Annotated in this window: 22 protein-coding genes; 16 read left to right on the plus strand and 6 right to left on the minus strand. The window is 73.3% G+C overall.

Features of this window, described 5'->3' with window-relative positions; genetic code table 11:
• Positions 1 to 247 precede the first annotated feature (247 nt).
• Positions 248 to 1,117 (plus strand): Fpg/Nei family DNA glycosylase, encoded by an 870-nt coding sequence (locus tag ACFVU7_RS23580; RefSeq protein ID WP_049660526.1) that lies wholly within the window; start codon positions 248 to 250, stop codon positions 1,115 to 1,117.
• Between the two features lie 101 nt (positions 1,118 to 1,218).
• On the opposite strand, the gene ACFVU7_RS23585 is transcribed toward ACFVU7_RS23580, so the two are convergent.
• Complete coding sequence (locus tag ACFVU7_RS23585; protein ID WP_074005195.1) at positions 1,219 to 2,079, minus strand: SAM-dependent methyltransferase; 861 nt, start codon at positions 2,077 to 2,079, stop codon at positions 1,219 to 1,221.
• A 439-nt stretch (positions 2,080 to 2,518) separates the two neighbouring features.
• On the opposite strand from ACFVU7_RS23585, the gene ACFVU7_RS23590 reads away from it, so the two are divergent.
• The 5 genes from ACFVU7_RS23590 (at position 2,519) to ACFVU7_RS23610 (ending at position 8,126) form a co-directional block, all read left to right on the plus strand.
• The gene (locus tag ACFVU7_RS23590; RefSeq protein WP_158077770.1) at positions 2,519 to 3,184 is read left to right on the plus strand and encodes a polysaccharide deacetylase family protein; all 666 of its coding nucleotides are present in this window, start codon (positions 2,519 to 2,521) and stop codon (positions 3,182 to 3,184) included.
• Positions 3,185 to 3,335: 151 nt separating this feature from the next.
• The gene (locus ACFVU7_RS23595; protein ID WP_049658296.1) at positions 3,336 to 3,662 is read left to right on the plus strand and encodes a hypothetical protein; all 327 of its coding nucleotides are present in this window, start codon (positions 3,336 to 3,338) and stop codon (positions 3,660 to 3,662) included.
• A 165-nt stretch (positions 3,663 to 3,827) separates the two neighbouring features.
• Entirely contained in the window at positions 3,828 to 4,700 is an 873-nt protein-coding gene (locus tag ACFVU7_RS23600; RefSeq protein ID WP_049658298.1) for a sulfurtransferase, read from the plus strand.
• A 205-nt stretch (positions 4,701 to 4,905) separates the two neighbouring features.
• Positions 4,906 to 6,432, plus strand: coding sequence for a M1 family metallopeptidase (locus ACFVU7_RS23605; RefSeq protein ID WP_387973058.1), 1,527 nt, complete (start codon positions 4,906 to 4,908; stop codon positions 6,430 to 6,432).
• 164 nt (positions 6,433 to 6,596) lie between these two features.
• Positions 6,597 to 8,126, plus strand: a complete 1,530-nt coding sequence (locus tag ACFVU7_RS23610) for a M1 family metallopeptidase (RefSeq protein ID WP_388046959.1) — start codon at positions 6,597 to 6,599, stop codon at positions 8,124 to 8,126.
• Between the two features lie 67 nt (positions 8,127 to 8,193).
• On the opposite strand, the gene ACFVU7_RS23615 is transcribed toward ACFVU7_RS23610, so the two are convergent.
• From ACFVU7_RS23615 to ACFVU7_RS23625, 3 genes are all read right to left on the minus strand, one after another.
• The gene (locus ACFVU7_RS23615; RefSeq protein WP_375874903.1) at positions 8,194 to 9,003 is read right to left on the minus strand and encodes an aminoglycoside N(3)-acetyltransferase; all 810 of its coding nucleotides are present in this window, start codon (positions 9,001 to 9,003) and stop codon (positions 8,194 to 8,196) included.
• 98 nt (positions 9,004 to 9,101) lie between these two features.
• Positions 9,102 to 10,223 (minus strand): alkene reductase, encoded by a 1,122-nt coding sequence (locus tag ACFVU7_RS23620; protein ID WP_388046961.1) that lies wholly within the window; start codon positions 10,221 to 10,223, stop codon positions 9,102 to 9,104.
• Positions 10,224 to 10,257: 34 nt separating this feature from the next.
• A complete protein-coding gene (locus ACFVU7_RS23625; RefSeq protein ID WP_388046963.1) occupies positions 10,258 to 11,625 on the minus strand; it encodes a condensation domain-containing protein in 1,368 nt (455 codons plus the stop codon).
• Between the two features lie 243 nt (positions 11,626 to 11,868).
• On the opposite strand from ACFVU7_RS23625, the gene ACFVU7_RS23630 reads away from it, so the two are divergent.
• The 3 genes from ACFVU7_RS23630 to ACFVU7_RS23640 all read left to right on the plus strand — a co-directional run bounded on the left by ACFVU7_RS23630 (position 11,869) and on the right by ACFVU7_RS23640 (position 17,108).
• Positions 11,869 to 13,173 carry an MFS transporter gene (locus tag ACFVU7_RS23630; RefSeq protein ID WP_388046965.1) on the plus strand — a complete coding sequence of 435 codons (1,305 nt, stop codon included), beginning with the start codon at positions 11,869 to 11,871 and terminating at the stop codon, positions 13,171 to 13,173.
• Positions 13,174 to 13,302: 129 nt separating this feature from the next.
• Positions 13,303 to 14,481 carry a serine hydrolase domain-containing protein gene (locus ACFVU7_RS23635; RefSeq protein WP_388046967.1) on the plus strand — a complete coding sequence of 393 codons (1,179 nt, stop codon included), beginning with the start codon at positions 13,303 to 13,305 and terminating at the stop codon, positions 14,479 to 14,481.
• A 164-nt stretch (positions 14,482 to 14,645) separates the two neighbouring features.
• On the plus strand, positions 14,646 to 17,108 hold the full coding sequence (locus tag ACFVU7_RS23640) for a penicillin acylase family protein (protein WP_388046969.1): 2,463 nt from the start codon (positions 14,646 to 14,648) through the stop codon (positions 17,106 to 17,108).
• A 75-nt stretch (positions 17,109 to 17,183) separates the two neighbouring features.
• On the opposite strand, the gene ACFVU7_RS23645 is transcribed toward ACFVU7_RS23640, so the two are convergent.
• The gene (locus tag ACFVU7_RS23645; RefSeq protein WP_107086561.1) at positions 17,184 to 18,473 is read right to left on the minus strand and encodes a cytochrome P450; all 1,290 of its coding nucleotides are present in this window, start codon (positions 18,471 to 18,473) and stop codon (positions 17,184 to 17,186) included.
• Positions 18,474 to 18,499: 26 nt separating this feature from the next.
• Positions 18,500 to 19,855: a glutamine synthetase family protein gene (locus ACFVU7_RS23650; protein WP_388046971.1), complete on the minus strand. Its 1,356-nt coding sequence runs from the start codon at positions 19,853 to 19,855 to the stop codon at positions 18,500 to 18,502.
• Positions 19,856 to 20,288: 433 nt separating this feature from the next.
• On the opposite strand from ACFVU7_RS23650, the gene ACFVU7_RS23655 reads away from it, so the two are divergent.
• From ACFVU7_RS23655 to ACFVU7_RS23685, 7 genes are all read left to right on the plus strand, one after another.
• A complete protein-coding gene (locus tag ACFVU7_RS23655) occupies positions 20,289 to 20,477 on the plus strand; it encodes a ferredoxin (protein ID WP_049656520.1) in 189 nt (62 codons plus the stop codon).
• 84 nt (positions 20,478 to 20,561) lie between these two features.
• On the plus strand, positions 20,562 to 21,869 hold the full coding sequence (locus ACFVU7_RS23660) for an NAD(P)/FAD-dependent oxidoreductase (RefSeq protein ID WP_388047219.1): 1,308 nt from the start codon (positions 20,562 to 20,564) through the stop codon (positions 21,867 to 21,869).
• A gap of 10 nt (positions 21,870 to 21,879) precedes the next feature.
• Positions 21,880 to 22,686, plus strand: a complete 807-nt coding sequence (locus ACFVU7_RS23665; RefSeq protein ID WP_049650716.1) for an acetoacetate decarboxylase family protein — start codon at positions 21,880 to 21,882, stop codon at positions 22,684 to 22,686.
• Positions 22,687 to 22,738: 52 nt separating this feature from the next.
• Positions 22,739 to 24,202 (plus strand): aldehyde dehydrogenase, encoded by a 1,464-nt coding sequence (locus tag ACFVU7_RS23670; RefSeq protein ID WP_388046972.1) that lies wholly within the window; start codon positions 22,739 to 22,741, stop codon positions 24,200 to 24,202.
• Positions 24,195 to 25,133: a 3,4-dihydroxyphenylacetate 2,3-dioxygenase gene (locus ACFVU7_RS23675; protein WP_117486940.1), complete on the plus strand. Its 939-nt coding sequence runs from the start codon at positions 24,195 to 24,197 to the stop codon at positions 25,131 to 25,133. Before ACFVU7_RS23670 ends, ACFVU7_RS23675 begins: the two co-directional genes overlap by 8 nt.
• A 12-nt stretch (positions 25,134 to 25,145) precedes the next feature.
• Positions 25,146 to 25,991, plus strand: coding sequence for a fumarylacetoacetate hydrolase family protein (locus ACFVU7_RS23680; protein ID WP_117486939.1), 846 nt, complete (start codon positions 25,146 to 25,148; stop codon positions 25,989 to 25,991).
• A gap of 27 nt (positions 25,992 to 26,018) precedes the next feature.
• On the plus strand, positions 26,019 to 26,636 hold the full coding sequence (locus ACFVU7_RS23685; protein WP_049650720.1) for a TetR/AcrR family transcriptional regulator: 618 nt from the start codon (positions 26,019 to 26,021) through the stop codon (positions 26,634 to 26,636).
• Positions 26,637 to 26,649 lie beyond the last annotated feature (13 nt).

The raw sequence follows: 26,649 nt of genomic DNA on the forward strand, positions 1-26,649 counted from the left end.
GGTGGGGCGTTCAGACCGTTGGCAGTCTGAAAATCACCCGTCACGCCCCTCTCCGCGGCCACCCCCTGCGCCACCCCCTCCCGCAGCGCGTCCCTCTCGCCTGGTCGGGTGGGGAGGGGCGGGCGGGTGGGGGTTGCCGTGGGTGGGTGCTGGGGGAGGTTTTGTTGCGGGCGCGCGGGCTTTCGCCCTGCGCGCCCGCTGGGTGGGAGCGCAGGCGGGGGGTGGGGGGTCGGGGGAGACTGGGGGCATGCCGGAGCTGCCTGAGGTCGAGGCGTTGAGTGCTTTCCTGTCCGAGCGGTTGACCGGGCGGGTGATCGCTCGGGTGCAGCCGGTGGCGATCAGTGCGTTGAAGACGTACGACCCGCCGGTGACGGCGTTGGAGGGGCGGACGGTCGGGGCGGTGACCAGGCGGGGCAAGTTCCTGGACGTGGAGGCGGAGGGGCTGCACCTGGTGGTCCACCTGGCCCGGGCGGGCTGGTTGCGGTGGAAGGACGGTCTGCCCGCTGAGCCGCCGCGGCCTTCTCCGCGCAATCCGTTGGCATTGCGGGTGCGGTTGGCGGGAGAGGCCGGGGACGGGTTCGATCTCACCGAGGCCGGGTCGAAGAAGGGGCTGGCGGTGTACGTGGTGCGGGAGCCGGCCGAGGTGCCCGGGGTGGCCAGGCTCGGGCCGGATCCGCTGGATCCGGGCTTCGGGCTGGCGGACTTCGCGGCGTTGCTGCGGGGCGAGCGGCGTCGGCTCAAGGGGGTGCTGCGGGACCAGGGGGTGTTGGCGGGGGTGGGCAACGCCTACTCGGACGAGGTGCTGCACGCGGCCCGGATGTCGCCGTACAAGCTGGCCGCGAGTCTGACCGAGGACGAGGTGGCCCGGCTGTACGAGGCGCTCGGGGGCACGCTGCGGGAGGCGGTGGAGCGCTCGCGGGGGCTGGCGGCGGGGGAGCTGAAGGCGGAGAAGAAGCTCGGGCTGCGGGTGCACGGCCGGACCGGTGAGCCCTGCCCCGTGTGCGGGGACACCATTCGGGAGGTGTCCTTCGCGGACTCCTCGTTCCAGTACTGCCCTACCTGCCAGACCGGGGGCAAGCCGTTGGCGGACCGGCGGTTGTCGCGGCTGTTGAAGTGAGGGGGAGGAGAAGTGAGGGGGAGGGGAGGGGGAGTGGGGAGGGGAGGGGAAGTGAGGGGTGGGACGGGTTCTGGCCGTCCCACCCGGTCGTCGGCGTTTGGTCAGCGCTTGATGGCGACGCCGCCCCAGTAGTAGGCGGCCTTCGGGTCGGCCGGGGGCTCGCCGTCGGGGCGCCAGGCCAGCACAGGGGCGACGCCCGGTTCGACCAGGTCCCAGCCGTCGAAGAAGCGGACGACGTCGTCGTAGCCGCGCGGTACCAGGGTCATCCCGCCGGCCCGGGCGGCCTCGGCGACCTTGCCGACGGCCTCGGGGTCGAAGTCCGGGGTGGGGGTGGTCAGGGCGATGCAGCTGCCGGCGGGCAGGGCATCGCGCAGTGCGGCGACCCGGCCCCAGGGGTCGTCCTCGTCGGCGATCAGCATCAGTACGGCGATCATCAGCAGGCCGACGGGCTGGGTGAGGTCGAGGGTGGCGGTGAGCGCCGGGTCGGCGAACAGCTCCTCGGGCTTGCGCAGGTCGGCGTGGATGTAGGTGGTGCGGCTGGCCGGGCTGGAGACCATCAGGGCGCGGGCGTGGGCGAGCACGATCGGGTCGTTGTCGACGTAGACCACCCGGGTGCCGGGGCTGACCGCCTCGGCGATCTCGTGGGTGTTCGGCGAGGTCGGGATGCCGGTGCCGAGGTCGAGGAACTGGCGGATGCCGTGCTCCTGGGCGAGGTGGCGCACGGCCCGGCCCTGGAACGCCCGGTTGGCCTTGGCCATCGCCTTGACGCTCGGTACGGCCTGCTCGATGGCCTGCCCCATGGCGCGGTCCGGCGGGAAGTTGGTCTTCCCGCCCAGCCAGTAGTCGTACACGCGCGCAGAGTGCGGGGCGGTGGTGTCGACACCGAAGCGTTCCCACTGGCTGAGCTCGGTGGCGTCGTCGTCCTGCGGGCCCTGGCGGGGGGAGTCCTGACTTGTCGTCATGGCCACGTCCTCTGATGGCAGATCATCACACTGGGGAAGGCACAGCGTAGCGGTCCGGACGGGAGGTGGAGCGTCCGGTCGGGGAAGATCCGTGGAAGATCTTCGGAAGCGGAGTGGACGGCGGGAATCGTCAGACACGCCCTGGGCCGTCGGAGTGGTGATGGGGGCCGTCGGAGTTGCCGTCGGGGAGCGGCGGGGACGGCCGGGGGAAGCATCCAGAATGCTGTCAGATCGTCAGATTACTTCGCGCAGATTGCTGCTGGTTACGGCCGGAATGTCCCTGCTGGGGACGGCCGCCGGATGTCGGAGCCCTTGGGGTGGCGGGGAGGGCGGTGCGGCAGCGGGGGCGGCCGATGCCGCCGTTCCGGCCGACCCGGCGGGGCCGGCGGGGGCGTCGGCCGCGCCGTCGGTGGCGGCCCCGGGGGGCACGCCGTCCGCGGTGCCCTCGCCGGCGCCGCCGTCCGGCGCCGCGCCGAGCGCGGTGCCCGTGCGCCGGGCGCTCTCCGAGGCGGAGAGCAAGCCGGTGTACGACCTGGACCCGGAGCGGAAGGTGGTGGCGCTCACCATCGACGACGGGCCGGACCCCCGGTACACGCCGACCGTGCTATCGATGTTCGAGCAGTACGGGATCAGGGCCACGTTCTTCCTGATCGGGGAGAACGCGGTCGAGCACCCCGCCCTGGTGCGGGAGATCGCGGACCGCGGCCACCACATCGCCAACCACACCTGGACCCACCCCGACCTGCGGCACATGTCGGAGGGCAAGGTGCGGGACGAGCTGGAGCGCACCTCCGACCTGCTGCAGCGGACCACCGGCCGGCAGCCCACCTGGTTCCGCGCGCCGGGTGGGGACTTCTCGGCGGTCTCGCTCAAGGTGGCCGCCGACCTGGGGATGCGGAACATGGCCTGGTCGGTGGACCCGCGGGACTGGGCCCGGCCGGGGACCTCGGCGATCATCGACCGGGTCCTCAAGAACGTCCGGCCCGGGTCGATCGTGCTCAACCACGACGGGGGCGGGGACCGGTCGCAGACGGTGGCGGCGTTGAAGGCGTACCTGCCGGTGCTCGTCGACTCGGGGTATCTCTTCACGGCTCCGCCGAACTGAGTTTCGCATGACGGGGCAGGTCGCGGTTTTAACCCTTAAACCACTCGAATGGGTGGATTAGAAGAACCGTTTCTGCGGTTTTTGGGCCTCTAGGGTGATCTCGCACCAATTAACCGGGTACTGCCGAGTACCACCTGAAAGGCCCTCACTCATGCGTCTCCGCAACGCCATGCTCGCCGCCGCCAGCGCCGTCGCCCTCGTCCTCGCCGTCCCGTTCTCCGCGAATGCCGCGACGGGCGACTTCCTCTACAAGGTCGGCCCCGGGGTCCCCGTGGGCCTGGCCGACCCGCAGAGCCGCGAGTGCATCGACCTGCCGTGGACCACCGAGGAGGACCCGGGCTTCGCGCCGGAGAACCGCACCCAGTCCACGGCCACGGTCTTCCTGGACTTCGGCTGCTCGGGCGACGTCTTCTACGTCATGAACCCCGGCAAGAAGCTCGGTGACCGGCTGAAGCTGCGCTCCGTGGTCTTCTCCTGAGCGCGGGGGAGCGCGGGGTGGCCGGGGCCGGGCGGGCGGCGTAGGTTCGAACTGTCCGGCCCGGTCGCCGGCCCCTCGCCGTGCCCGTACGCCTGTCGTCGTCGCGCGGCCCGCCGTGCCCGTGGTCGGGCGCCGCAGCCTGGGCAGAGCGAAGGAGGGCCTGGGATGACCGGCAACGGCTACGCGCACCCCGAGGCGTTGGTCCGCACCGAATGGCTGGCCCACCACCTGGACGACGGGACGATCCGGGTCGTCGAGGTGGACGAGGACACCGAGGCCTACGACCGGGACCACATCCCCGGCGCGGTCGGCTGGAACTGGACCACCGACCTGCACAGCCAGGTCGGCCGGGACTACATCGACCGCGACGGCGTCCAGCACCTGCTGCGGGCGGCCGGGGTCGAGGACGACACCACCGTGGTGCTCTACGGGGGCAACAACAACTGGTTCGCCGCCTACGCCTACTGGCTGTTGCGGCTGCGCGGCTTCGGGCCGGTGCGGCTGCTGGACGGCGGGCGCAAGAAGTGGGAGCTGGAGGAGCGGGAGCTCACCCGTGCGGTGATGGACTACCAGCACAGCGGGTTCCGGTTGAGCGGGCCCGAGCGGCCGGAGCTGCGGGCGCTGCGGGACGAGGTGCTGGCGAGGGCCGAGGTGTTCGCCAAGCCCGGGGCGGACGCGGTGCTGGTGGACGTCCGCTCGCCGGCCGAGTTCCGGGGCGAGCTGATCGCGCCCCCGCACCTGCCGCAGGAGCAGGCGCAGGTGCCCGGGCACATCCCCGGCGCGGTCAACATCCCGTGGTCCCAGGCGGCCAACGACGACGGGTCGTTCCGTTCGGCGGAGGAGCTGCGGGCGCTGTACGGGGGGAAGGGCGTGGAGCCGGAGCGCGAGGTGATCGCGTACTGCCGGATCGGCGAGCGGTCCGCGCACACCTGGTTCGCGCTCACCGAGCTGCTCGGGTACCCGCACGTGAAGAACTACGACGGCTCGTGGACGGAGTACGGCTCGTTGGTGCGGGCGCCGGTGGTGCTCGGGGCGTGAGGGGGAGGAAGGGCAGGAGGGGTGCGAGGGGCTTCAAGGGCCTCAGGGGTGGGTGGGGTGGCGTGACGGCTTCGCGGCCGGGCTGCGAAGCCGTCGTGTCGGCGGGTTTCTTTTCATGAACATCTCACCGGAGGGGAGTGGACGAGGGGCTGCCGGGACAAGGATCGATCCGACCCAATCGTTCCGGTGATCCCTGGAGGACCACGTGCGCAAGAGGCTGATCGTCTCTGCTGCCAGTGCCCTGAGCCTGTTCCTGGCCGTTCCCGCCTCGGCTTCCGGCTTCCAGCCGGGCGCGGCCGGGGTCGGCGACCCGTACTACCCGACCTACGGCAACGGCGGGTACCGGGTCTCGCACTACGACATCCGGTTGAAGTACCAGCCCGCCACGGACGAGCTGGAGGGCACCACGACCATCCTCGCCACGGCCACGCAGGACCTCTCCCGGTTCAACCTCGACTTCGCGTTGGACGTCTCGGAGGTGCGGGTCAACGGCCGGGTCGCGAAGTTCGCCACCAGCGGTGAGCAGGAGCTGGAGATCACCCCCGCGCGGCCGCTCGCCAAGGGCTCCCAGGCCACCGTGGTGGTGCGCTACAAGGGTGTGCCCTCCACCGTGAAGAAGTACGGCTTCACCAGCTGGCACCGGACCCCGGACGGCGCCGTGGCGGCGAACGAGCCCGAGGCCGCCTGGTGGTGGTTCCCGAGCAACGACCACCCGAGCAACAAGGCCACCTACGACGTCTCGGTGCTGGTGCCGGACGGCAACCAGGTGATCAGCAACGGCGTGCTGACGGGCACCACCTCGCAGGCCGGCTGGACCCGGTACAGCTGGCGGGAGAACAAGCCGCAGGCGACGTACCTGGCCACGCTCGCGGTCGGCAAGTTCGACATCACCCGGGACACCACGCCGAGCGGGCTGCCGGTCTACAACGCGTACAGCAAGGACCTCGGCGAGAACGCGGACGCGGCGCGGGCGAGCGTCGAGCGCACCGGTGAGCTGGTGGACTGGCTGAGCGGCTACTTCGGCGAGTACCCGTTCAGCTCGGTCGGCGGCTACGTCCCCAATGTGCCGACCGGCTACGCCCTGGAGACCCAGACCCGGATCTTCTACAGCCCCCGGCAGTTCGCCCGGGGCACCAACACCTCGGTGGTCGTCCACGAGCTGGCCCACCAGTGGTACGGGGACAGCGTGTCGCTCTCCAAGTGGAGCGACATCTGGCTGAACGAGGGCTTCGCCCGGTACTCGCAGTTCCTCTGGTCCGAGCACGAGAACGAGGGCACCGCGCAGGAGCTCGCCGACTACGTCTACGCCTCGCACCCGGCCGACGACCCGTTCTGGAAGGTCAAGCCGGGCGACCCGGGCCCGGACGACCAGTTCTCCGGCGCGGTGTACGACCGGGGTGCGGTGGCCGTCCAGGCGCTGCGCAACGCCGTCGGGGACGAGAAGTTCTTCAAGATCCTGAAGGGCTGGCCCACCGAGCGCCGCTACGGCAACGCCACCATCCCGGAGTTCCAGGCCTATGCGGAGAAGGTCTCCGGGAAGAAGCTCGGGGACGTGCTGAACACCTGGCTGTTCACCCCCGGCAAGCCGGCGGTCGGGCCGGTGCCGCCGGGTGCCGCGGCCGCCGCCTCGCTGGCGCCGGGTGCGGGCCGGGCGGAGGGTCAGCTGCCGGCGGAGCCGAAGTCCTGGAAGCAGATCCAGGAGACCAACTCGGTGCACCAGTCCCATAGCTGACGACATGTCGGAATGGTCGGCGTGACGGCTTCGGGGCGCGGGCGCGAAGCCGTCATGTCGGCGCGTTTCTTTTTATGAACATCTCACCGGAAGGGAGTGGGGGAGGGGTTGACGGGACAAGGATCGGTTCAACCCCATCGTTCCGGTGATCCCTGGAGGACCATGTGCGCAAGAGGCTGATCGTCTCTGCTGCCAGTGCCCTGAGCCTGTTCCTGGCCGTCCCGGCCTCGGCTTCCGGCTTCCAACCCGGCGCGGACGGCGTCGGGGACCCGTACTACCCGACCCTCGGCAACGGCGGGTACCGGGTCTCGCACTACGACATCCGGTTGAAGTACCAGCCCGCCACCGACGAGCTGGAGGGCACCACCACCATCCTCGCGACGGCCACCCAGGACCTCTCCCGGTTCAACCTCGACTTCGCGCTGAAGGTCTCCGAGGTGCGGGTCAACGGCCGGGTCGCGACCTTCGCCACCAGTGGCGACCAGGAGCTGGAGATCACCCCCGCGCGGCCGCTCGCCAGGGGCGACCAGGCCACCGTGGTGGTGCGCTACAAGGACGTGCCGTCCACCGTGGAGAGGTACGGCGGCTACACCGCCTGGCGCCGCACCCCGGACGGTGCGGTCGTGGCCGGCGAGCCCGTGTCGGCCGCGTGGTGGTACCCGAGCAACGACCACCCGAGCAACAAGGCGACCTTCGACGTCTCGGTGCTGGTGCCGGACGGCAACCAGGTGATCAGCAACGGCGTGCTGACCGGGACCAGTTCGCTGGCGGGCTGGACCCGGTACAGCTGGCGGGAGAACAAGCCGCAGGCGACCTACCTGGCGACCCTGGCGATCGGCAAGTTCGACATCACCCAGGACACCACCGCGAGCGGGCTGCCGGTCTACAACGCGTACAGCAAGGACCTGGGCGACAACGGCGCCGCGGCGCGGGCGAGCATCGAGCGGACCGGCGAGCTGGTGGACTGGCTGAGCGGCTACTTCGGCGAGTACCCGTTCAGCTCCGTCGGCGGCTACGTCGCCAACACCTCGTCCAGTGGCGCCCTGGAGACCCAGACCAGGGTCTCCTACGGCCCCGGGCTGTTCGCCCGGGGCACCAACACCTCGGTGGTCGTCCACGAGCTGGCCCACCAGTGGTACGGCGACAGCGTCTCGCTCTCCAAGTGGAGCGACATCTGGCTGAACGAGGGCTTCGCCGAGTACTCGCAGTTCCTCTGGTCCGAGCACGAGAACGAGGGCACCGCGCAGGCAGTGGCCGACTACATCTACGCCTCGCACCCGGCCGACGACCCGTTCTGGACCGTCAAGCCGGGCGACCCGGGTGAGGAGAACCAGTTCTCCGGTGCGGTGTACTACCGCGGCGCGGTGGCCATCCAGGCGCTGCGCAACGCCGTCGGGGACGAGAAGTTCTTCCAGATCCTCAAGGGCTGGCCCACCGAGCGGCGCTACGGGAACGCCACCATCCCGGAGTTCCAGGCGTACGCCGAGAAGGTCTCCGGCCAGAAGCTCGGGGATCTGCTGAACACCTGGCTGTTCACCCCGAGCAAGCCGGCCGTCGGACCGGTGCCGCCGGGTGCCGCGGCCGCGGCCTCGCTGGCGCCGGGCGCGGACGCCGGCCGGGACGCGGCGCCGGTCGAGCCGAAGTCCTGGAAGAAGATCCAGGAGGCCGGTTCGGTGCACGAGGGCCGGCACTGACGGCAGGGCGGTACGAGGGCGTTCGGGTCGGCGGTTCCGCGCGCGCTGCGGGGACCGTCGGCCCGGCCTATGCCTCCCCGGGGCCGTCCGCCGCCAGCAGTTCGGTGAGGCGGCGGACGGCGAAGGGTATGAGCTCGCGGACCGGGACCAGGCGGCAGGGCGCGGCGCCGACCAGGACCTCGCGGATGCCCGCCAGCTCCTCGAACTCCCGCCCCACGACCGGGAAGTGGGTGTCGTTGTCGTCCCCCACGTCCGGTGCCTCGATCCAGACCCGCTCGCCCTGGATCGCCATCGGGAAGCGGCGGAGCTTGAGCCGGCGGTTGGGGGCGAAGGTCTCGGCGTAGTGCAGGAAGGTGTTGCGGTTGTGGCCGACGCCGACCAGCAGCACGTGCCCGCCGAGGTCGTGCAGCGCGCCGAACGGCGACTCCCGGCCGACGGCGAAGCCGAGCGAGCGCCGGGCGGTGACCTCCCGGGCGTGCGCGCCGACGGCGGCGACCGAGACCTGCGGGTGGGTGCTGCGCAGGCTCTCCGGCAGGGCGCGCAGCGCCTCCGCGACCGCGCCCGTGTCGCACGGCAGCCCGGCGTGGAACAGCGGGACGGCGGCCCGGAGTTCGGCCAGCTCGGGGCCGGGCGGGCCGCTGTGCCCGGGGGCCGGGTCGTGGACCGTGCCGGAGGTGAAGGCGGGCACGGCGACGGTGCCGCCGGGCCCGACCGCCTCACGCAGGCCGGCCACCACGGCCGCCGCGCCGCCCTCGACCCGGCCGAGGCTGGAGAGCGAGGAGTGCACGATCAGCGCCATGCCCTCACGGACGCCCACCCGGTGCCAGCCCTCCACGAGGTCGGCGGTGGTGAGCGGGCGGGTGCCCGGTGTGGTCATGGTGCCCCCTGGTGACGGCGGTGCTGTTGGTACTGGATGGTTCGGGGCCGACCATAGCGGGTGGCACTGACAGTGGGTCAGGACGGGGGTGCCCTGGGTCAGCTCGTGGTCGGCCGGACGGCGGGGTGGCCGGCCGGGAGGCGGGGGTAGTCGGTGTAGCCGGTGGCCTCCTGGCCGTAGAGGTGGGTGGGGTCGACGGGGGTGAGCGGGGCGTTCGCGGCGAACCGTTCCGGCAGGTCGGGGTTGGCGATGAAGGCGCGGCCGTAGGAGACCAGGTCGGCCAGGCCGGCGGCCAGCACGGCCTCGCCGCGCTCGCGGTCGGTGGCGGCGCGGTTCTCGCCGACGTTGCCGATCAGCGGGCCGGACCAGCGCGGGCGCAGGTCGGCCAGGGCCGGGTAGTCGTCGTTGTCGGTGAGGTGGAGGTAGGCCAGGCCGAGGCCGTCGAGTTCGGCGAGCAGGGCGCGGTAGACGGGGGCGGGGTCGGCCTCGTCCATGCCGAACTGCGGGTTGCCGGGGGACAGCCGCAGGCCGAGGCGGTCGGGGCCGATGGCCTCGGCGACGGCGGTGACCAGTTCGATCGGGAAGCGCAGCCGGTCGGCGAGGGTGCGGGGGCCGTACTCGTCGGTGCGCAGGTTGGTGTTGTCGGCCAGGAACTGGTGGATCAGGTAGGAGTTGGCGCCGTGCAGTTCGACGGCGTCGAAGCCGGCGGCGAGGGCCAGGCGGGCGGAGTCGACGTGGTCGGCGACGGTGCGGCGGATCTCCTCGCGGGTCATGGCGCGCGGGGTGACGGCCTCGGCCTTGCCACCGTCCTTGACGTGCACCGGGCCCGGGGCCGGGACGGCGGAGGGGCCGGCCGGGACGTCGCCGAGCAGCCGGTTGAGCGGGTGGCCCTGGCGGCCGCCGTGCATCAGCTGGGCGGCGATCCGCCCGCCGGCGGCGTGCACGGCCCCGGTCACGGCGCGCCAGCCGGCGGCGTGCGCGGGCGTCTCGAGGCCGGGCAGGCGCCAGCCGGACTGGCCCTGCCGGCTGGGCCAGATGCCCTCGGTGACGATCAGGCCGGCGCTCGCGCGCTGGGCGTAGTACTCGGCGACGACGGGCAGCGGCGTGCCGTCCTCGGCGGCCCGGTAGCGCGTCATCGGGGCCATGACGACGCGGTTCGGCAGGTCGAGCGCGCCGAGGCGGTACGGGGTGAGCAGGGATGCGGTGGCGGTCGTGGTCATGCCGGTACGGTAGAACTTGACATCAGTGTCAGGTTCAAGCGCCGACGGCCGCTCCGTCCGCCGGCGCGGCAGCCTCGGTGAGGATCAACTCCTCGATCCCGTACAGGAACCGCTCCATCGCGGGGCGCGGCAGCAGGGCCGGGTCCGCCGTCATGGCCAGGCTCAGCGCCTCGGCGGACTGCAGGGCGTCCAGGGCGTAGGTCAGGCCGGGGCGCGGCTCGAATTCCACCGGCCAGCTGAGGGTGGTGTGCTCCTCGCCGGGGGCGGCCGGGGCCGGGAGCAGCTCCCGGGTGTCGTTGAACACGCAGGAGCGGTCGGCCAGTTGGACCCCCTCGGCGGTCAGTCGGTCGATCTCGGCGGCCAGGGCCAGCCTGTCGTAGTACGCGTGGCGGTAGGTGCCGATCGCCGCGGCATGGGTGCGGCGCACGACCTCGCCGAACTCGGCGGTGGCGTCCGGGAGATGGAAGAGGCCGTCGCCCGCGATCACACCGACCGCGTTGGCCAGCTCCGGCAGGAAGCGGTTGTTGACCACGACGTTCAGCACGGCCTCGGTGGAGCCGGCGAGCCGGGCGGTCATCGCGGCCGTCGCGGCGAGCAGCACCGAGCCCGTGCTGACCCGGTGCCGGGCCGCGACCCGCTCGACGGCCCGGGGCAGGGCGGGGGAGCGGAGCACCGCGTTCGGGAACCGGGCGGGCTCTGCGGTGGTCGGCGGGAGGGGGTGGGGCGGGAAGAGTCGGGGCGGGCCGAGCCGGAGCTTGCGCACGAACTGCTTGCGGGCCCCCGCGTCGCGCCGCAGGCCGCGTTCGGAGGTCTGGAACTCGGCTTCCTCCAGCGGCTGTTGGGCGGGTTCGCGCAGCTCGGCCAGCTCCTCGGGGGAGCTGCCGAGGCAGAGCGCGGACAGATCGGCGACCAGCCGGCTCATCCCGGAGCCGTCCACCGCGGTGTGCGAGAGCACCAGGCTGATGTGCCGGACCAGCCCGCCCGCCGTCACCGCGCCGACCCGCACCGGCCACTGGGTGGCGGTGTCGAAGGGCTGTGCCGCCAGCTCCTCGTGCAGCCGGGTGCCGAGTTCGGCCGGGTCCTCGTGCTCTCCGGCGGGCCACAGGTGGACGTCCAGGGTGCCTTCGCCGTCGACGAGTTGGCGGAGGCCGCCGGCCTCGTCGGGGAGCAGCCGGGTGTGCAGCGAGTCGTGCAGGTGCAGCAGTCGCTCCAGGGCGGCGAGCAGGACGGGCAGGGGCAGCCCCGGGTCCAGCGGCGCGGCGGTGGCGATGTTGTAGCGCGGCGCGTCGGCCGGCGGCAGCCGTCGTACGGCGTCCCAGATGGCCCGTTGGCCCCAGGTGGCCGGTCCGGTCCCGGTCCGTCCGGACGAGAAGGCGAGCTCCAGCAGTTGGCGAGTGGTCACCGATCGGCTCTCCGTAGTGCGGTGGTCGTGGCGTCGTGGCGTCGTGCCGGTGCGTTGGGAGCGCGGGTGCTGCTGGGGAGAGTGTGGCGCACCGCCCGTCGTGCGTCGAGGGTCGTGCGGCCGTCCGCGCCCGGCGGCCGTCGGGGGTTCGGGGCTTCCAAAAGTCTCTTGATGTGAAGTATCTTGATATCGAGATTGATGCCGATCGCGCGACTCGCGCCACGCACACGACGGGGGCCTGCCATGCGGGGGAACGGACTGATAGCGCAGCTGCGGCGGCCGCCGGGCGGGCGGGACGCGCGGATCATGCTGCTGGCGCAGTGCGTCGACCGGACCGGCACGGGGGTGTGGGCAGCGGCCTCGGTGCTCTACTTCACCTACGTCTGCGGGATGGACGCGCGGCAGCTGGGACTGCTGCTCGGGGTCGGGGCGGTGGCGGGGATCGCCGGGTCCCCGCTGGCCGGGCGGGCGGCCGAACGGGTGCCGGTGCGGTGGCTGCTGATCGGCTGCCACCTGCTGCGGCTCGGGGCGATGGGGCTGCTGCTGGTGGTCGACGACTTCGCCGCGCTGCTGCCCGTGGTGGCCCTGATCTGCCTGGCCGAACGGGCCGCCAAGACCCTGGAGATGCTGTTCGCGACCCGGGTGGCGGGCGAGCGGAGGGCCACCTACCAGGCGCTGTTCCGCAGCGTGGCCAACGCCGGGTACGCGCTCGGCGCGGGTGTCGCGGCGATCGGGCTGGCGGTCGGGACCACCGCCGCCTACCGGGTGCTGATCCTGGCCAACGGGTTGTCCTACGTGCTGGCCGCCGTCCTGGTCTGGCGCACCCGGGAGCCGTCCGGGCGCGGCCTGGTCGCGGCCAAGGCCGGGGAGGCGCCCGCCGGGGCGCCGACCGCCGCGCCCAGCCCCTGGCGCGACCGCGGCTACCTGCGGTTCGTCCTGCTGGACATGCCGCTGAACCTGGACGACTCGGTCCTCAACGTCGGGCTGCCGCTCTGGCTGGTCCACCACACCGGCGCGCCGCACGCCGTCGTCCCGGTCTTCCTGGTGCTCAACACGGTGCTCGTGGTGCTGCTGCAACTGCGGGTCTCCGCCTGGGCGGAGGGCGCGCTCGGGGCGGCCGCGGCGGTCCGCTGGTACGGGGTGACGGTGCTGGGGGGCTGCCTGCTGATCGCGCTCGCCACCGGCGCCGGACCGGTCCTGGCCTCGGTCGCGCTGCTGGCCGCGGCGATGCTGATCACGCTGGCGGAACTGCTCCGCTCGGTGAGCTCCTGGGAGCTGGCGGTCGTGCTGGCCCCGCCGGGCGCCCAGGCCTCGTACCTCGGGGTCGCCGGTATGTCCCAGTCGGCGCAGAAGTCGGTGGGGCCGCTGCTGCTGACCGGGGTGGTGATGGCGGCCGGGCCGGTCGGCTGGCTCGGGCTCGGCGCGGCGACCGTCGGCCTCGGCGCGCTCCAGCGCCGGGCCAGCCTGCGGCGGCTGGCGGCGCTGGGCGGGGCGGCCGACGGTGCGGGGGCCGAACCGGCGCGGCCGGTCACGGCCTCGGTGGGCTGAGTCGCCACGGAGTCGGTGCGGGGGAGTCCCGGGACAGCGCTGGGGGACGACTGGGGGACATCCCCCATTCCTCCCCCAAGTAGCGGAGCACCGCGGCCCGTTCGGACCGGAACCGGTTAGCGTGCGGCCATGACTTCGATCATGGGTTCGACCCTGCGCAGGCACCTCGTCGTGGCGGCCGGCGTCACCGTGCTGCTCGCCGCCAACGCGGCCACCGCCGTCGCCCGCCCGGCCGGTCCGTCCGTCGCCGAGCAGTTGCGCCGGGACGCCGCGGCGATCCACGACCTCGGCATCAGCGGCGTGCAGGCCCGGGTGATCGGGCCCGACGGCCGCCAGACGGTCGCCACCAGCGGCACCGCCGACGTCACCACCGGCCGCCCGGTCTCCCCCGACGGCTACTTCCGGATGGCCAGCACGGCCAAGACGATGGTCGCGACCGTGGTCCTCCAACTGGAGGCCGAGGGGCGGCTGTCGCTGGACGACACGCTCGACCACTGGCTGCCGGAGGTGGTACGGGCCAAGGGCGGAGCCGGCGGCGGGACCACCGTCCGCGAGCTGCTCCAGCACCAGGGCGGCATCGTGGACCACCTGCCCGGATACGACTCGAAGGACGGGTACGAGCGGGAGCGCTACAAGGTCTACCAGCCCGAAGACCTGGTGGCCGGGGCGGAGTTCGGCACGGACAAGAGCTGGAGGTACTCCAACGTCGGCTACCTCCTGCTCGACATGGTCGTCGAGAGGGCCACCGGCCGCCCCGCCCACCGGGAGGTCGAGGACCGGATCCTGCGCCCGCTCGGCCTCGATCGGACCCGGCTGATGGGCACCTCGCCCACCCTGCCCCGGCCGCACGCCCAGGCCTACCAGCTCTTCCCCGAACCCGACGGCCGGGTGGACGTCACCGAGCAGGTGCCGATGGACCAGGGGCTCTCCTGGGCCACCACCACACGGGACGAGAACGTCCTCCTCCGCGCACTGCTCGCGGGCCGGCTGCTGCCGGCGCGGCAACTGGCCGAGATGCGGCGGACGGTGCCCGTGGACGACCAGACCTCGGAGATGTGGCACGGCGGCGAGTACGGGCTCGGCCTGGTCAAGCGCTCGCTGACCTGCGGCGGGACCTACTGGGGCCACGACGGCGGGGACGGCGGCTTCATCACCCTCAACGGCGTCACCGAGGACGGGAAGCGCAGCGCCGTGGTCTCCATGTCCGAGGCGCTCGGCGACAGTTGGGAGCACATCAAGGCCCAGGAGGACGCGGCCTCGAAGCTGATCGACCACGCCCTGTGCGCCGGGAGCCCCCGCGCCAGGTGAGCGGGCGTCGGACTCTGTGATCGACGACCGCATCGTCCGAGGGGAGGGTCGTGCGGGTAGGGAACGTCTCCTCCCCGGGGTGTACACGGATAGGTCGTAGGGTCGAGGGCAGGTCGTCCCGAGGGGCGATGACCGGCGGGTGCCGGCGGCCACAGGGTGAGGCCATGACGGAAGTGAAGAACATGAAGGAACGTCAGTTCACATCGAAAATAAGGCGGTTCACCTCGGTCGCGCTCGCGGTCGGGCTGACATCCGCGCTGCTGACGGCCCTGGTGCCCGCCGTGGCCCAGGCCGCCGGCACCGACCTCGGGACCGGCCCGGACGCCGACCGGGGCGGCTGGACCGCGAAGATCAGCCGGACCGAGTACGGCGTCCCGCACGTCCTCGCCCGCGACTTCGGCGGCCTCGGCTACGGCTACGGGTACGCCTTCGCCCAGGACAACCTCTGCCAGCTCGCCGACCAGGTGCTCACCGTGCGCGGCGAGCGCTCGCGCCACCTCGGCCCGGACGGCGAGTCCGTGGACCGGGTGAGCAACCTGGTGAGCGACACCTACCAGCAGGGCCTGCTGCGCGCCGGGACGGTGCGGCGGCTGCAGGCCGCCCCCGCGCCGCTCGGCCCGACCGACGAGGTGCGGCAGCTGGTGGACGGCTACGTCGCCGGGTACAACCGCTACCTGCGCGACACCGGCCCCGACCACCTGCCGGACCCGTCCTGCCGGGGGAAGGCCTGGGTCGGGCCGATCACCGCGGACGACCTGTGGAACATCCTCTACTCCGCCAACACCCTGGCGGGCAGCGGCGCCGCCAAGCAGCAGATCGCCACGGCCGTCCCCGCGGCCTCGACCGGGCCCGCAGCCACAGCCGGGTCCGGCGCCGAAGCCGCCGGACCCGCGGCGGACGCACCCCGGATCGCCGCCCCCGGCCACTCCGCCGACAACCCCGAACTCGGCAGCAACGCCTGGGCGATCGGGCGCGACGCCAGCCGCGACGGCACCGGCCTGCTGCTGGCCAACCCGCACCTCCAGTGGGCCGGCGAGCAGCGCTTCTACCAGGCCCAGCTGACCATCCCCGGCGTCCTGGACGTCGCCGGCGCCGGACTGTACGGCATCCCGTTCCTCCAGATCGGCCACACCCGCGGCCTCGCCTGGAGCCACACCACCAGCTACGCCGACCACTACACCCTCCACCGGCTCAGCCTGGTGCCCGGCGACCCGACCGCGTACCTGGTGGACGGCAAGGCCGAGCGGATGGCCCAGGAGACCGTCAAGGTCACCGTCCGGGCCGCCGACGGGACGCTCTCCACCGTCGACCGGAGCCTCTACCGCTCCCGCCACGGCTACGTCCTCGCCGACGGCTGGACCGGGGAGCACGCCTACACCCTCGGCGACGCCAACGCCGAGAACCTCCGCTCCCTGAACCAGTGGCTGGCGGTCGGCCGCGCCCAGAACCTCGACCAGCTCCGCCAGGCCCAGCGCACCTACCAGGGCCTCCCGTGGGTGTACACCACGGCCGTCGACTCCACCGGCACCACCTGGTTCACCGACGCCTCCGCCGTCCCGAACCTCCCCGACGCCCAGCGCGACCGCTGCCTGGTCGCGGGCGGCGGCTTCGGACAGGTGCTGGACGGCTCGACCGCCGCCTGCGACCCGGGCACCGACCCGGACGCGCTCGTGCCCGGCGTCTTCGGCCCCGCCAACCAGCCGGGCCTGACCCGTACCGACTACGTCGCCAACTCCAACAACGGCCCGTACCTGACCAACGCGGAGGCCCCGCTCACCGGCTTTCCCGCCATGTACCAGGGCGCCTCCGCGCGGATGCTGCGCAGCCAGCTGGGCCTGCGGATGATCGCCGACCGCCGGGCCGGCACCGACGGCCTCGGCGCCCCCGGGTTCACCCTCGCCTCGCTCCAGGCGACGATGTTCGGCAACCGGGTGCAGAGCGCCGAACTCGACCGTGACGACGCCGTGGCGCTGTGCCGCGCCCACCCGGAGATCGCCGCCTCCGACGGCAGCCGGGTCGACGTCCGCCCGGCCTGCGACGCGCTCGCCGCCTGGAACACCCGGGCCGACGCCGACAGCCGGGGCACCGTGCTCTGGCAGGCGTACCGGGACGCGCTGGCGGGGACCGGCACGACCGCCTGGCAGACGGTCCCGGCCGATCCGGCCCGGCCGCTGACCACCCCGCGCGGCATCGACGCCGCCAACCCCGAGGCCCAGCGCGCCCTGGCCGACGCGGTGAAGGGCCTGGCGGCCCGCGGCCTGCCGGTGGACGCCCCGATCGGCCTCGTCCAGCGCTGGGCGGGCATCCCGCTGCACGGCTGCTCCCACCAGCTGGGCTGCTTCAACGTGCTGACGGCGGGGCCGGATTCGGGCACCGGCGGCGGCACCTACCCGACGAACCTCGGCAGTGTCCCGCACGGCGGCACCTTCCTGATGGCCACCGAGCTGACCGACCGGGGTCCGCGCACCAGGACGCTGCTCACCTACGGCGAGTCCGCCGACCCGACCTCGCCCCATTTCACCGACCAGACCCGCGTCTACGCCCGCAAGCAGTGGGTGACCGAGCGCTTCACCGAGGCCGAGATCCGCTCCGCGCCGGGCCTCACCGTCACCGTCCTGCGGCGCTGACGCGCCGTCGTACGGGCCTCCGGGCCGCCGCCGTTCCCGGAACGGCGGCGGCCCGTCCGACCTCGTGCGGCGGGGTCAGGCGAGGGTGACCTCGACCGGGAGCCGCTTGATGCCGTTGACGAAGTTGGAGCGCACCCGCGGGACGTCCCCGGCGAGTTCGATGCCCGCCAGCCGCGGGATCAGCTCCTCGAACATGATGCGGATCTCGGTGCGCGCGAGCAGGTTGCCCAGGCACAGGTGGGGGCTGCCCTTGCCGAAGGTGACGTGGTCGTTGTCGCGGCGGGTCACGTCGAAGTCGTAGGGGTTGCCGAAGACCTCCTCGTCGCGGTTGCCGGAGGCGAACCACATCACGACCTTCTCGCCCTCCCTGATCCGCCTGCCGCCGAGTTCGACGTCTCGGGTGGCCGTGCGGCGGAAGTGGTAGACGGGGGAGGCCCAGCGCAGGAACTCCTCCACCGCGCCGGGGATGAGGGACGGGTCCTCCCGGAGGCGGGCGAGCTGCTCGGGGTGCTGGAGGAGGGCCAGCATGGAGTGGCTGATGGTGTGCCGGGTGGTCTCGTTGCCGGCGACGACCAGCAGCAGGAAGTAGTTGTCGAAGTCCTGCGGCGAGAGCGGCACCCCGTCGCGGGGGGTCTCGTTGACCAGCCTGGAGACCAGGTCGGTGCCGGCGCCGCCGCGCCGCTGCCGGGCGAGTTCGCGGCCGTAGGCGAAGACCTCCAGCGAGGCGGGCGAACGGAACGGCAGGTCGCGGTACTTCTCGCTCTCCGCGCTGTGCAGCAGGACGTCGGCGTAGTCCGGGTCGGTGTTGCCGATGATCCGGTTGCCCCAGTCGATGAGCTGCTGGTTGTCCTCCGGGGGCACGTCCAGGAGGCGGGCGAGGACGTTGATCGGGAAGTCGGCGGAGACCTCCTTGACGAAGTCGAAGCGGCCCTTGGCCAGGGCGGCGTCCAGCGTGGTGGCGGTCAGGCCGCGCAGGAAGTCGGCGTAGCTGTTGATCACGCCCGCGCCGAACTGGCGCTGGAGGATGCTGCGCAGGGCGCGGTGGCGGACCCCGTCCAGCTCCAGGATGGAGGCGCGCTTCTTGATCTGGTCGTCGTCGACCTCCTCCAGGTTCACGAACCTCGTCGAGGTGAAGGTCTCGGCGTCCCGGTCGACGCGGGCGATGTCGGCGTGCCGGGTGACCGCCCAGAAGCCGGAGTTGGGCGCCTCCTCCGGCTGCCAGTGCACCGGGTCCTGGTGGCGCAGGGTGTGGAACATCCGCCACGGGGTGACGCCGTCGGTGAAGTTGTCGAGGTCGGCCAGGTCCACCTGGTCGAGGGGCAGCGGTTCGTCGATGGCGCCGGAGGCGGGCGGCGTGGACGGCACGGTGGTCACGGTTGGTCTCCTCGGTCTCACAGGTGGTACGCGTACTCGGTGAACTCCCAGTCGGTGACGTGCCGTTGGAAGCGGGCGACCTCGTCGCGCTTGTACGAGAGGTAGGCGTCGACGAAGTCCCGGCCGAGCACCCCGGTCAGGGCCTGGTCCGCCTCCAGGGCGTCGAGCGCCTCGGGCAGGGACGTCGGCAGCAGCGCGGACCTGGCGCGGTCGTAGCCGTAGCCCTCCAGCGGGGCGGTGGGCTCCTCGCCGGCGAGGACGCCCAGCAGGGCCGCCGCGACGGTCCCCGCGATCAGCAGGTAGGGGTTGGCGCTCGCGTCCCCCAGCCGCAGTTCGAAGCGGCTGCCGGAGCCGCGCTCCGGCGGGATCCGGACCATGGCGCTGCGGTTGTCCAGCCCCCAGTCGATCAGCCAGGGGGCGAGGGTGTCGGGGCCGAAGCGCTTGTAGGAGTTGACCGTCGGGTTGGCCAGCGCCGCGAGCGCCGGGGCGTGGGCGAGGACGCCGGCCACCGCGTGGCGCGCGGTCGCGCTGAGCCCGTACGGCGCGGCCGGGTCCGCGAAGACGTTGCCGCCCGCGCCGTCCACGCAGGACAGGTGGAGGTGGAAGCCGGAACCGCCGGCGCCCTGGAAGGGCTTGGCCATGAAGGTGGCCAACCGGCCTTCCTTGCGGGCGAGTTCCTTGACCGCGGACTTGAAGCGGAAGGCGCGGTCGGCGGCCGCCATGGCGTCGGAGTGGTTGAGGTTGATCTCGAACTGGGAGCCGTCGAACTCGTGGTTGCCGTTGGTGATGCCGATGCCGAGGTCGCGCAGCAGGCGCAGGGTGCGCAGCAGGTGGTTGTCGGCGTCCGCGCGCAGCCCCGCCGTGTAGACCACGCCGGCGGCCTCGCTGTAGCGGCGCCAGCCCTGCGGCGTCCCGGGTGCGGCGTCGCACAGGAAGTACTCCAACTCCGGCCCCACGACCGGGTGCAGGCCGTGCTCCCGGCACCGGTCGACGACCGTGCGCAGCAGGTCGCGGGGGGATTCCGGGGCGGGCCGTCCGGTGGCCGGGTCGGTGACGTCGCCGAGGCAGCTGGCGACTCCGGGCTCCCAGGGCAGGGCGGCCAGGGTGTCGAGGTCGGGGCGCACGCAGATGTCGGGCAGGCCGGCGTCCAGGCCGCCGGGGACGGGGACCACGTCGCCCTGGGGGCTGGTGTGGTAGACGGCGCGGCAGAAGGCGAGGCCGTGTTCGCAGGCCGAGGGCAGGTGGTCCAGCAGGACGTCCCGGGCCCGTTCGGTGCCGATGAGGTCGGGATAGGTCACCCGGACCACGTCGATGCCCTGGGCGGCCAGCCGCTCCAGGTGGTGGCGGACGGGAGGGATGTCGGATGCGCTCACCGGTGTCTCCTCTGGGGGAAGTGGGGCGCCTCCCCGCGTTCACGGCGTCGGGAGGGCCAGGGCGCACGGCAGTGGCGGGGTGGGGGAGGGGGCGCGGCGGCTTCGGGCTGCGGGGTGGGGCAGGACACGCTCGCTCGCTGGTGGCAAACGGTAGGGACGCCGGTCGCTCTCCCGCAAGGGGTCTGCCCCAGAAATTTATCCATCCGGATAGCTCTTGACCAGAGGCCGGCTGCTTCCTATGTTATTTGACATCAAACGTTTTGGCGGTCGCTCGTCACCGCCTTCCTCGGCGGCCATCGCCCCCTGCCTCCGGCGTCCGCCGCCCCCTCGGTCGTGATCCGGCCCCCGCGGCCCCACGCCCCTCGCGATCCCCCCGTTCCCTCCCGTTCCCTCCCTTTCCCGCGACGCTCCCCCACCACCAGGAGGACCGGCCATGAAGGTCGTCGTCGACATGAACAAGTGCCAGGACCACGGCCAGTGCGTCTTCGCCGCCCCCGACGTCTTCCGCTTCGACGAGGACGGACACCTCGCGTACGTCGCCCACCCCGACGAGGGCCTGCGCGCCGACGTCGAGGAGGCCGCCGACGTCTGCCCGCTCCAGGCCATCCGGATCGAGGACTGAGCCGTGACCGCACCCACCGCCGGGGCCGGCGTACCCACTGCCGGGGCCGGCACGCCGACCGCCGGGGCCGGCGCACCCGTCGTCGTGGCCGGCGCCTCCATGGCCGGGCTGCGCGCCGCCGAACAGCTGCGCGCCGCGGGCTGGGACGGGCCGATCACCCTCGTCGGGGACGAGCCCCACATGCCCTACAACCGGCCCCCGCTGTCCAAGGAGGTCCTGGCGGGCACGGCCTCCTTCGACTCGCTCGCCCTCCGGCCCCGGGCCGGCGTCTCCGACGTGCACTGGCGCCTGGGCACCGCGGTCGTCCGGGCCGACCTCGACCGCCGGACCGTCGAACTCGACGGCGGCGAGACCCTGCCCTACCGCGCCCTCGTCGTGGCCACCGGCATGCGCGCCCGGCGGCTGCGCTGCCCCGGCCCCGCCACCGGACGGCACACCGTCCGGACCCAGGCCGACGCCCGGGGGCTGCGCGAGGCGCTGACCCGGCCCGGCGCGCGGGTGGTCGTGGTCGGAGCCGGCTTCATCGGCTGCGAGGTGGCCGCCACCGCCGTCGCCCTCGGCGCCGCCGAGGTCACCGTGGTCGACCCGCAGCCGCTGCCCATGGTCGGCCCGCTGGGCGAACTGCTCGCCGGGTCGCTGCTCGGCCGCCACCGGCGGCGGGGCGTCCGCTTCGCCCTCGGCACCGGGGTGACCGGCTTCCGGGGCGAGGACCGGGTCACCGGGGTGGCGCTGGCGGACGGCAGGGTGCTGGACGCGGACGTGGTGGTGGAGTCGGTTGGCTCGGTGGCCAACACCGAGTGGCTCGAGGGCAACGGCCTGGACCTCTCCGACGGCGTGCGCACGGACGAGCACCTGCGGGCCGGCGGGCGGCCGGAGGTGGTCGCCGTCGGTGACGTCGCCCGCTTCCCCAATGCCCGGTACGACGGCGTCCCGCGCCGCGTCGAGCACTGGTCCATCCCCACCGACACGGCCAAGCACGCCGCCAGGGTGCTCGCCGCCCACCTCGCCGGCGCCGACCACGGTCTCGCGCCGTTCGCCCCGCTGCCGACCTTCTGGAGCGACCAGCACGACTTCCGGCTGCAGTCCTTCGGCGCCCCCGGCCTCGGCCGGGACGACGCGCGCGTCCTGGACGGCGACCTCGACGGGGACCCCGACGGGGACGTCCTGGTCGGCTACCACCGGGCCGGCCGCCTGGTCGGCGTCGTCGCCCTCGGCGGGCGGGGCGCCGCGGCGGCCGCCGCCCGCTACCGCGCCGAGCTGCTGCGGCGGCCGGACGTCGAGCAGCCGGCCGTCGAGCAGCCGGCCGTAGGGCAGCAGGCCGTAGAGCAGCCCGCCCTCCCGCAGCCGGCCGTAGCGCGGCCCGCCCTCCCCCACCCCGCTCCCACCGCGTAAGGAACCCCAAGTGGCCAGTGTCCGTGGATACTTCCACCCCAAGACGGCGACCGGCGACTCGTCGCTGATCCCCCCGCCGCCGTGGCGCTACTCCGGCGACCTGCTCACCGTCGAGTACCGCACCGACCCGGCCCGGGTGCGCGAACTGCTGCCCGAGCCGCTGGAACTCGCCGACGAGGACCCGGGCGCCGTCGCGCTGATCTGGGCCGACTGGCAGTCCTGCTCCGATTCCGGACGGGAGCTGCTCGACCCGGTGCGCGCCCAGTACAAGGAGGCGTTCGCCGTCGTCCGCTGCGCGTACCGGGGCCGGACGTACAGCCGCTGCGCGCACATCTGGGTCGACAAGGACTTCGCGATCGCCCGGGGGCTGCACCAGGGCTACCCGAAGAAGCTCGGCTCCATCCACCAGACCCGGCCGCACCCGTACGGGCCCGCCCCGCGGATCGAGGCCGGCGCCCGGTTCGGCGCGACCCTCGCCGCCGCGGACCGGCGCCTGGCCCAGGCCGTCGTCACGCTGCGCGAGCCGTCGGAGAGCAACGGCTTCGTCAACGGCCACCCGATGCTCCACCACCGCTGGCTGCCCTCCATCGAGAAGGGCAAGGGCCTCGCCCTGGACGAGCTGGTCGAGTCCGGTGCCGCCTCCTTCGAGGCCGGGCAGCCCTGGGTGGGCGACGCCGAGCTGGAGCTGTTCGAGGCGCCCACCGAGGAGCTGGCCCGGCTGGAGGTCCGCGAGCCGATCGCCGCCTACTACCGGCAGGTCGGCGTGGTGTGGGACGGCGGCCGGCTGCTGGAGTCCGGCACCTCCGGCGCCGAGTGACCCCCCGCCGCACCGACCACGAGGAACCCGGAGACACGAGGAAGCGCAGGACATGAGCGAACACACCACCACCGTCGCCGGGGTCGCCGTCGACACCCGGCACTGGATCGGCGGCGAACGCGTCGCCTCCGCCGGCACCTTCACCGACGTCTCGCCCGTCGACGGCGCCGTCCTCGGCGAGATCGCCCGGGGCACCGCGACGGAGGCCGCCGCCGCGGTCGCCGCCGCCAAGGCCGCCTTCCCCGCCTGGGCGGCCACCCCGCGCGAGGAGCGGGCCCGCCTCCTGCACGCCGTCGCCGACGGCGTGGAGCGCCGGCTGGAGGAGCTGGCCGTCGTGGAGACGGCCGACAACGGCGCCCTGCTGCGCTCGCACCGCCGCGGCGTCATGCCCCGGGTCGCGCACAACTTCCGCTTCTTCGCCGACTGGCTGCTGCGGCTCGGCCACGAGGACTTCGACACCCGCGGCCACACCAACCACGTCAGCTGGGACCCGGCCGGCCCCTGCGTGCTGATCACCCCCTGGAACGCGCCGCTGATGCTGGCCACCTGGAAGGTCGCCCCGGCCCTCGCGGCCGGGAACACGGTCGTCCTCAAGCCCGCCGAGTGGTCGCCGCTGACGGCCTCGCTGCTCGCCGCGATCGCCGCCGAGGCGGGGCTGCCGGCCGGCGTGCTCAACGTGGTGCAGGGGTACGGCGCCGAGATCGGCGACGCCCTCACCTCGCACCCGGACGTGCGCCGGATCAGCTTCACCGGGTCCGTGCCGACCGCCCGCCGGATCGCCGCGTCGGCCGCCGCCAACCTCACCCCGCTCAGCCTCGAACTGGGCGGCAAGTCCCCGCTGCTGGTCTTCGCCGACGCCGACCTGGACCTCGCCGTCGACCTCGCGGTGGAGCAGTACGACAACGCCGGCCAGGTCTGCCTGGCCGCCACCCGCCTCCTCGTCGAGGAGACGGTCGCCGAGGAGTTCACCCGGCGCTTCGTCGAGCGGGCCGCACGCCTCGTGCAGGGCGACCCGCGCGACGAGGCGACCGACATCGGCCCCACCGTCCACCCCCGCCAGCTGGAGAAGATCGACGGCTTCGTCCGGCGGGCCGTCGCGGCCGGCGCCCGCACCGTGATCGGCGGCCGGCCCCGGGACGGCCGGTACTACGCGCCGACCCTGCTCACCGACGTCGCCCAGGACGCGGAGATCGTCCAGGAGGAGGTCTTCGGCCCCGTCCTGACCCTCCAGACCTTCGGCACCGAGGAGGAGGCCGTCCGGCTGGCCAACGACACCCGCTTCGGCCTGGCGGCCACCGTGGCCACCGGCGACCCGGAGCGCGCCCGCCGCGTCACCGCGCGGCTGGTGGCGGGCACCGTCTGGGTCAACTGCTTCTTCGTCCGGGACCTCCAGGCCCCGTTCGGCGGCTCCCGCCACTCGGGCGTCGGCCGCGAGGGCGGCACCTGGAGCTTCGACTTCTACTGCGACGTCAAGAACACCGTCACCTCGCCGAAGGGGTGGACCAGCCATGGGTGAGATCGTCGGGGCCGGCCTGCTGGCCCACGTGCCCACCATCGTGCTGCCCGAGGAGACCAGGCGCCGACTGAACGACGGCCGGGAGATCACCCTCGTCACCGGCCTGCGGCAGCTGCGCGAGGAGGTCTTCGAGCGCGCGGACTACGACACCGTCGTCGTCCTGGACTCCCACTGGGCGACCACCGTCGAGTTCGTGGTCACCGCCCAGCAGCGCCGGGCCGGGCTGTTCACCTCCGAGGAGCTGCCGCGCGGCATGTGCCGGATGCCGTACGACTTCCCCGGGGACCCCGAACTCGCCCGCGCCATCGCCTCGTTCGCCGACCGGCACGGCACCTGGATCACCCCGGTCGACGACGCGTACCTGCCGATCTACTACGCCACCGTCAACCTGTGGAAGTTCCTCGGCGAGGGCCTGCCGGACAAGCGCTGGGTGACCATCGGCGTCTGCCAGACCGGCGACGCGGAGGACCACCTGCGGCTGGGCCGCGCCCTGGCCGACGGCATCGCCGCCACCCCGGGCCGGCGGGTGCTGCTGATCGCCTCCGGGGCCCTGTCCCACACCTTCTGGCCGCTGCGCGAGCTGCGCGACCACGAGTCCGGCGACCCGGCGCACATCTTCACCCCCGAGGCCCGGGCCGCCGACCGGGAGCGGATCGCCTGGTTCAAGGAGGGCCGCCACGACCGGGTCCTCGACACCATGGACGAGTTCCGGCGCCACCGGCCCGAGGCCGGGTTCTCCCACTACCTGATGATGGCCGGCGCCCTCGGCGAGCGGGCCTGCACCGCGACGGCGCGCCAGTACGGGGAGTACGAGAACGCGATCGGCACCGGCCAGGCCCACCTCTGGTTCGACCGCCCGCAGGGCGGCTGGACGGGCACCGGCCCGTCCGCCGCCTCGGCCGGCCCGCGCAACCCCCACAGCCTCCGCTAGAAAGGCCCCGCCATGCCCGAGTACCGCCGCATCCTGCTCGACGGCGCCGCCGTCCAGACCGTGCGCGAGGGCGACGACCTGGTGGCCGGCGACGGCCGGCGCGTCGCGGCCGAGGACGCCCACCACCTGCCGCCCGTCGTCCCCTCCAAGGTGATCGCCGTCCACCTCAACCACCGCAGCCGGGTGGAGGAGTTCCGGATCGGCCTGCCCGACAGCCCCACCTACTTCCACAAGCCGACCTCGGCGCTCAACTCCCACCGGGGCGCGGTCGTCCGCCCCGAGGGCTGCAAGTGGCTCAACTACGAGGGCGAGGTCGCCATCGTGATCGGCCGCACCGCGCGCAACGTCTCCCCGGCCGAGGCGGGGGAGTACATCGCCGGGTACACCGTGGCCAACGACTACGGCCTGCACGACTTCCGGGACACCGACGCCGGCTCCATGCTCCGGGTCAAGGGCTCCGACACCCTGTGCCCGCTCGGCCCCGGGCTGGTCACCGACTGGGACTTCCACGGCAAGCGGCTGCGGACCTACGTCAACGGCGAGGTCGTCCAGGACGGCTCCACCGACGAGATGACCTGGGACATGCACTACCTCGTCGCCGACATCGCCCGCACCATCACCCTGTACCCCGGCGACGTGCTGCTGTCCGGCACCCCGGCCAACTCCCGGCCGGTGGCGCCCGGGGACCTCGTCGAGGTCGAGGTGGAGGGCCTCGGCCGGCTCGCCAACCGCATCGTCACCGGGCCGACCCCGGTGCGCACCGACGTGGGGGCGCAGCCCACCGAGTCGGAGGAGGTGCTGTCCACCGCCCTGGGCGGGGACTGGGAGTTCCGCGGCATCCGGCCGCCGAAGCGCTGACCGGTGCGCGCCGGTAGGGTCGATCACATGACCGATCCCGTCAAGCCCACCACCGTCGAGCGCGGCCCCCGCAAGCGCGTGACGAACTACGGGACGGGACGGACGGCCCTGCTGGACGCCGCCGTGCGCGTGGTGGCCCGGGGCGGTCTGCGCAAGCTCACCTACCGGGCCGTCGCCCAGGAGGCCGGTGTCACCCACGGGCTCGTCGTGCACTACTTCGGTACGCGGGACGCGCTGATCGAGGAGGCGCTGACCCACGCCATCCGCTCCTCGCTGAGCGTCAGCGCGCTCGGCGTCGGCACCGGCCCCGCGGCCGACTTCGCCACCGGTCTCGTGGAGATGGTCGAGTCCGGTCCCGAGGTGCAGGCCTTCCAGTACGAGCTGCTGCTGGAGGCCCGCCGCCGGCCGGAGCTGCTGCCGCACCTGCGCGGCCTCTACGAGGAGTACTTCGAGGCCAGCCGGAGCGAGTTGGGCCGGATCCTGCCCGGCCCGGTGAGCCGCGGCATGTCCCGGCTGGTCTTCGCCGCGCTGGAGGGCCTGGTGCTGCACCAGCTGGTCTTCGGTGAGCGGGAGGCCACCGAGGAGGCGCTGGCGGAGCTCAGGGGCCTGCTGGCCGGGCTGGCCGAGGAGCCCGACGGGCGCTGACGCGGCGTCGCCC

The sequence above is a fragment of the Kitasatospora sp. NPDC058046 genome (assembly GCF_042885595.1).
In the GTDB taxonomy this organism is placed as follows: Bacteria; Actinomycetota; Actinomycetes; order Streptomycetales; family Streptomycetaceae; genus Kitasatospora.